Here is a 4,188-nt window from a genome sequence, read left to right as displayed (position 1 = left end):
GCGCTTTTACTTCAGCCTGAACCGTGCAGGGGTGCTCTTCCTGGGAAGTTCAGAGTTGTTGCCCCAGGCGGATCGATTGTTCAAGTTGCTAAGCGTGCAGCATCACATGTTTCGCAAAGTAGAGAAGTCTTCCCTCACCCCGGACCTACTAATCCAAGGGCTCAAGCGAGCATAAACCCTGGGGCGGGTAGGAGTCAGTACCCACAGTTTTAGAAGAACGGCTCTAACCCGAATGAGTAGCGCGGGGGTGCCGCTGCGGGTGATTCAGGAGATATCGGGACACCGTAGCTTGCAGGCCCTTCAGAGGTATCTTGACGTGTCGGAGGGGCAACTGGAGGGGGCGATCGCGACTCTTAGTTTCTAAGTTGCCTTTGATGAGGATTACGTTTACACGTTCTTTGCATTGAGTTTAGCTAGAGCTAGGTAAGCTTGAACCCAGGCTTTAGTTTTTAGGTTGATTCAAATGACTAATGACCCAGTTGCTATCAGTGAAGCTTTGAGGGAAAAAAGCAGAGCGGTACGAGCTTGGAGCGAAACTGCGCGAACTACAACTGAGCGACAGCGTGCTAAGTGTCGAGCTGGCAGCAATCAATGTTGGTTGACTCGGAACGAGAGCCAGCTGCTACAAGCTGAAAGTCAATTGCTGAGGGGTTGGGAGCTTCGCAACTATAGTCATCCTTTTTCGCTCGTAACCTCTTATTCGTAGCTCGTAGTTCGTAGCTCGTGGTTCGTAGCTCGTGGTTCGTAGCTCGTAGTTCGTGGTTCGTAGCTCGTAGTTTGTAGTTTGTAGTTTGTAGTTTGTAGTTTGTAGTTTGTAGTTTGTAGTTTGTAGTTTGTAGTTGTCTGCTTCTGGCGATTTCCTCTTGGCTAGCCGCAGTAATCGCTTGAGCGTTAATCTCCAGCCCTTTTACTGTTCGCCGCAAGACATGATTCTCGGCTTCCAATATCTCAGCTCTAGGGTGGTGTTGCGAGTCAGAGCTAGTGTTTGAGTCCTGCTGCTCTAGTTGGATTTGTGCAGGGATTAGACTGATTAAGTAGCGCATGCGCTCGATTATGGCTCGAACCGTGTCGAGCGTCTCGGTACGCTCTGCTATCAATTCATCAAATCTTCTAGCGTGAGTCATACTTGCGTAACTAGTAGCGGTGCTATGCCATCTAAATATTGGCAAAACTTCCTAGCCCACAAGGTCTACCCAAGGGTCGAGTAGAGTGCAATTTCCTTTGTGATACGGAGTACAGAGCCAGTGAAAAACTTGAGGTAAGTTTTCAAGCTCAAGAAGCAATCGCCTTGGTCTCTACAACTGGGTTTAGGGTGATGAAGTGTGGGCTTCTGCCTCAATCACCTCAATTAACTTTGTCAATGAGACTGGCTTGACCAAGTAGTGACGGGCTCCTAGTTTTAGCGCTCGCTGTTGCTCCTCTTGAAAGGCAAAGCCAGAAATCACAATGATTGGTAGTTGCGGCAAATGTGGTTGCTGCTGTAGCTCTTCTAGCAGCTGATACCCATCCATATCAGGCAACCTTCAGTCAAGCAACACTAGATTGGGTTGAAACTGTTCAATAGTCAGAAAAAAACCTGAGCCTTGCGCCAAAGTGAACACTTCATAACCACAGTGACGCAGATAATCTCCCAGCAATTCACGATTTAAGTCATTGTCCTCGACGAGGAGAATGCGGAGGGCTGTGCTCCCTGGGCATTCTTCAGCATCAGTCATGGCATCACTCTGGCACTTGGAATCAACTCTTAGCTCCGTAAGATGGTGGAAGATGACCACACTCTCCCATAGTTCAGGCTCAAGCGATCGCCCCTCCCTAAGTCGAATTCCGACTCAACTTATCTCAGCAGCTTAGTAGGATATTGTTTGAAAACACTGCTGCAACCTCTGTTTAGAAGTTTGCCCCTATCTACAGCCAGGTACCAAGCCAAAAACAATGCTGAACGAGACTTCTGACCGACTCCAGCAAAATGCTCCAAGAATCATGCAGCTTTGGGAGAAACGAGCCCGCGAGGAAGTCAGCTCCTTCATCCATCAAGACTCTTTGGTTTTACAAGACTCGCTGCCTCTGTACCTCGGCCAATTAGTGGATGAACTCTCAACCCAGATTGAAAGGACCCCTGCCAGAATTAGAACCGATAAGGTGGAAAGCACTCGGATTGGCAAGCTGCATGGGCAGGAGCGGGCAGGCTATGCGGACTACTCCATGACTCAACTCATTTTTGAGTACCACATCCTCCGTCAAGTCATCTTTCAGGTTTTAGAGGAAGAAGGGCCTTTAGCGCTACGGGAGCGAGACATTATTATCAACTCCATCGAGCAATCGGTTAACGATGCCGCCACACAATTTTCCCTGACCTTGCGAGAGATTCAAGAGCTTTTTATGGTGACGCTGACTCACGATCTTAGAAGCCCCGTCAATGTGGTGAAAATGGGAACCCAGCTGATTCTACGGCGGATGGAACGCGGAGACGCCCATAGGGATGTCGCGGTGAGAATTGTCAGTGCGATCGATCGCATGGATGCGATGATTCAGGATCTCTTAGATGCAAGTCGGTTGCGAGCCGGGGAGTCCTTAAAGCTGCAATTAGAAGCCTGTGATTTAGCTAGGCTCGTCCAGGAGATAGTAGAGGATTTGAATTTCACTTATGGGGAGCGGTTTGTGGTTGTTTCTGATGCTGAGGTCAGGAGCCATTGCAGTCCTAAACAGATTCGGCGGGTGATTGAAAACTTAGCAACTAACGCCGTGAAGTATGGGGCTGCTGATACACCCATTACACTCACGCTCCAGCACAGTGAAACCCAGATTAGCTTGACCATTCGCAATGAAGGCAATCCCATTGCCCTAGACGCTCAATCCATCCTGTTTCAACAATTTCGCCGTACTCTCGACGCTGATGAGCAAACCGGATGGGGGCTAGGATTATTTCTAGCCAAAAGCATTATTGAGGCGCACCAAGGAACGCTCCAAGTTGAAAGTGCGGCAGGCAAAGGAACCAGTTTTATCATTCGGTTGCCTAAACTTCCCCGCTAGTGGTCTCAAGGGGCGATCGCCTTCTCAAGTTTCTAGGCCTGCTGTCGGCTTCCCCTGCCCCACTCTGCTGGGCCCTCAAAAATTAGTCCTAGTGGTAAAGATGCATGTTCCGCTAGGACTCAATTGACCAAACTCATTGAATGGACCGAGAGGTATGAAAGGGCATGATCAAAATACAGCGATCGCCTGTGGTAAACGTAAACGATGCGAGCGAATTAAGTAAAACTTATCGATTGACGACAGAATCAAGGTTTCAGCCATTTTGAGAGAGCAGCGATCGATAAGCTGGGATTAACTGCTTTTCCTTGCTGGGATGTAACAACGGAGTATCAATGCTTTGTGCTTGTTACCTGAAGAAAGTTAAATTACTTCAGGTAAAAACGAGGTGGGTGGAATGAAGGTAGACGGCCACGGCCAAGCCAAGGTACTAACCCCCGGCGAAATTGCAAAATTGTTTGAGGCACTGGAAGGCGATCGCGCCCTCTTTGGCATCTGCCTCTATAGAACCCATTTGAGATCTCCAGGAGAGGCTGCAAGCCGCTTGAGCACTAGCCTGACAAAGCAGAGGTTAATCTTATGTTGCATGAGATAGAGTTCGCTCAAAGCTCTTTACTAGACTTTTACAACGCTCCATCCAAGCATTGGATCGTTCTATCACCCATCGAGCCACCGCAGGCACTTCGCCACTGAATGCACGTGCCAGTAGACAGTTGAGTAGGGAGGCAAGTATGAAGGCAAGTCTTCCCAGTTACAACCGTTTTCAAGAACTAAAACTACAACCACAGCGTACTACTTCCCTGATGTTGAAAGGGTAATACCAATCATCATGGTGCTTTGATTGGGGATGAGATTCCTTAGCGTACGATTTTTTACAAATTCTCGCGTGACCCCTAGTTGTACTCTCCAGGAAGATCAGTTTTTCTAACAGTAACGCTGCCAACTTTCTGACCTGACATTCTCAATAATTCATCCCCTGAAAATTCAAAACCAAGCTTTAGTGCTATTCGCGCAATATCATCTGCGGTTGATGCTGCGAGCACCTCGCTTTTAAGTTCAGGTTCAGACTGCATTTTCTTTAAAAATGCTTCGATTTGCTCAAAAGCCATATTTAAAATTTGATCCTCGCTAGCTACTCGTAATATAAAGAAAAACAGCAGT

The 4,188-nt window shown here is 47.9% G+C and carries 6 protein-coding genes; 2 read left to right on the top strand and 4 right to left on the bottom strand.

What is annotated here, in order from left to right; genetic code table 11:
* The first annotated feature begins 178 nt into the window (after positions 1–178).
* Positions 179–364: a tyrosine-type recombinase/integrase gene (locus NDA01_RS31460; RefSeq protein WP_431193613.1), complete on the top strand. Its 186-nt coding sequence runs from the start codon at positions 179–181 to the stop codon at positions 362–364.
* 202 nt (positions 365–566) lie between these two features.
* Here NDA01_RS31460 and NDA01_RS31455 read toward each other — a convergent pair whose 3' ends face one another.
* From NDA01_RS31455 to NDA01_RS31445, 3 genes are all read right to left on the bottom strand, one after another.
* On the bottom strand, positions 567–1,124 hold the full coding sequence (locus NDA01_RS31455) for a hypothetical protein (RefSeq protein ID WP_348231148.1): 558 nt from the start codon (positions 1,122–1,124) through the stop codon (positions 567–569).
* Positions 1,125–1,307: 183 nt separating this feature from the next.
* A complete protein-coding gene (locus tag NDA01_RS31450) occupies positions 1,308–1,511 on the bottom strand; it encodes a response regulator (RefSeq protein ID WP_348231147.1) in 204 nt (67 codons plus the stop codon).
* Positions 1,512–1,523: 12 nt separating this feature from the next.
* Positions 1,524–1,715: a PleD family two-component system response regulator gene (locus tag NDA01_RS31445; protein ID WP_348231146.1), complete on the bottom strand. Its 192-nt coding sequence runs from the start codon at positions 1,713–1,715 to the stop codon at positions 1,524–1,526.
* A 217-nt stretch (positions 1,716–1,932) separates the two neighbouring features.
* Here NDA01_RS31445 and NDA01_RS31440 point away from each other — a divergent pair, with 217 nt between their 5' ends.
* Complete coding sequence (locus NDA01_RS31440) at positions 1,933–3,030, top strand: sensor histidine kinase (protein ID WP_348231145.1); 1,098 nt, start codon at positions 1,933–1,935, stop codon at positions 3,028–3,030.
* Between the two features lie 890 nt (positions 3,031–3,920).
* Here NDA01_RS31440 and NDA01_RS31430 read toward each other — a convergent pair.
* On the bottom strand, positions 3,921–4,188 hold a 268-nt coding region (locus NDA01_RS31430; protein ID WP_431193612.1), incomplete at its 5' end, for a Nif11-like leader peptide family natural product precursor.

The sequence above is a fragment of the Trichocoleus desertorum AS-A10 genome, assembly GCF_039962155.1.
Lineage (GTDB): Bacteria > Cyanobacteriota > Cyanobacteriia > FACHB-46 > FACHB-46 > Trichocoleus.
Note: the sequence above shows the minus strand (reverse complement) of the source record. Positions and strands in the feature narration are given on the sequence as shown.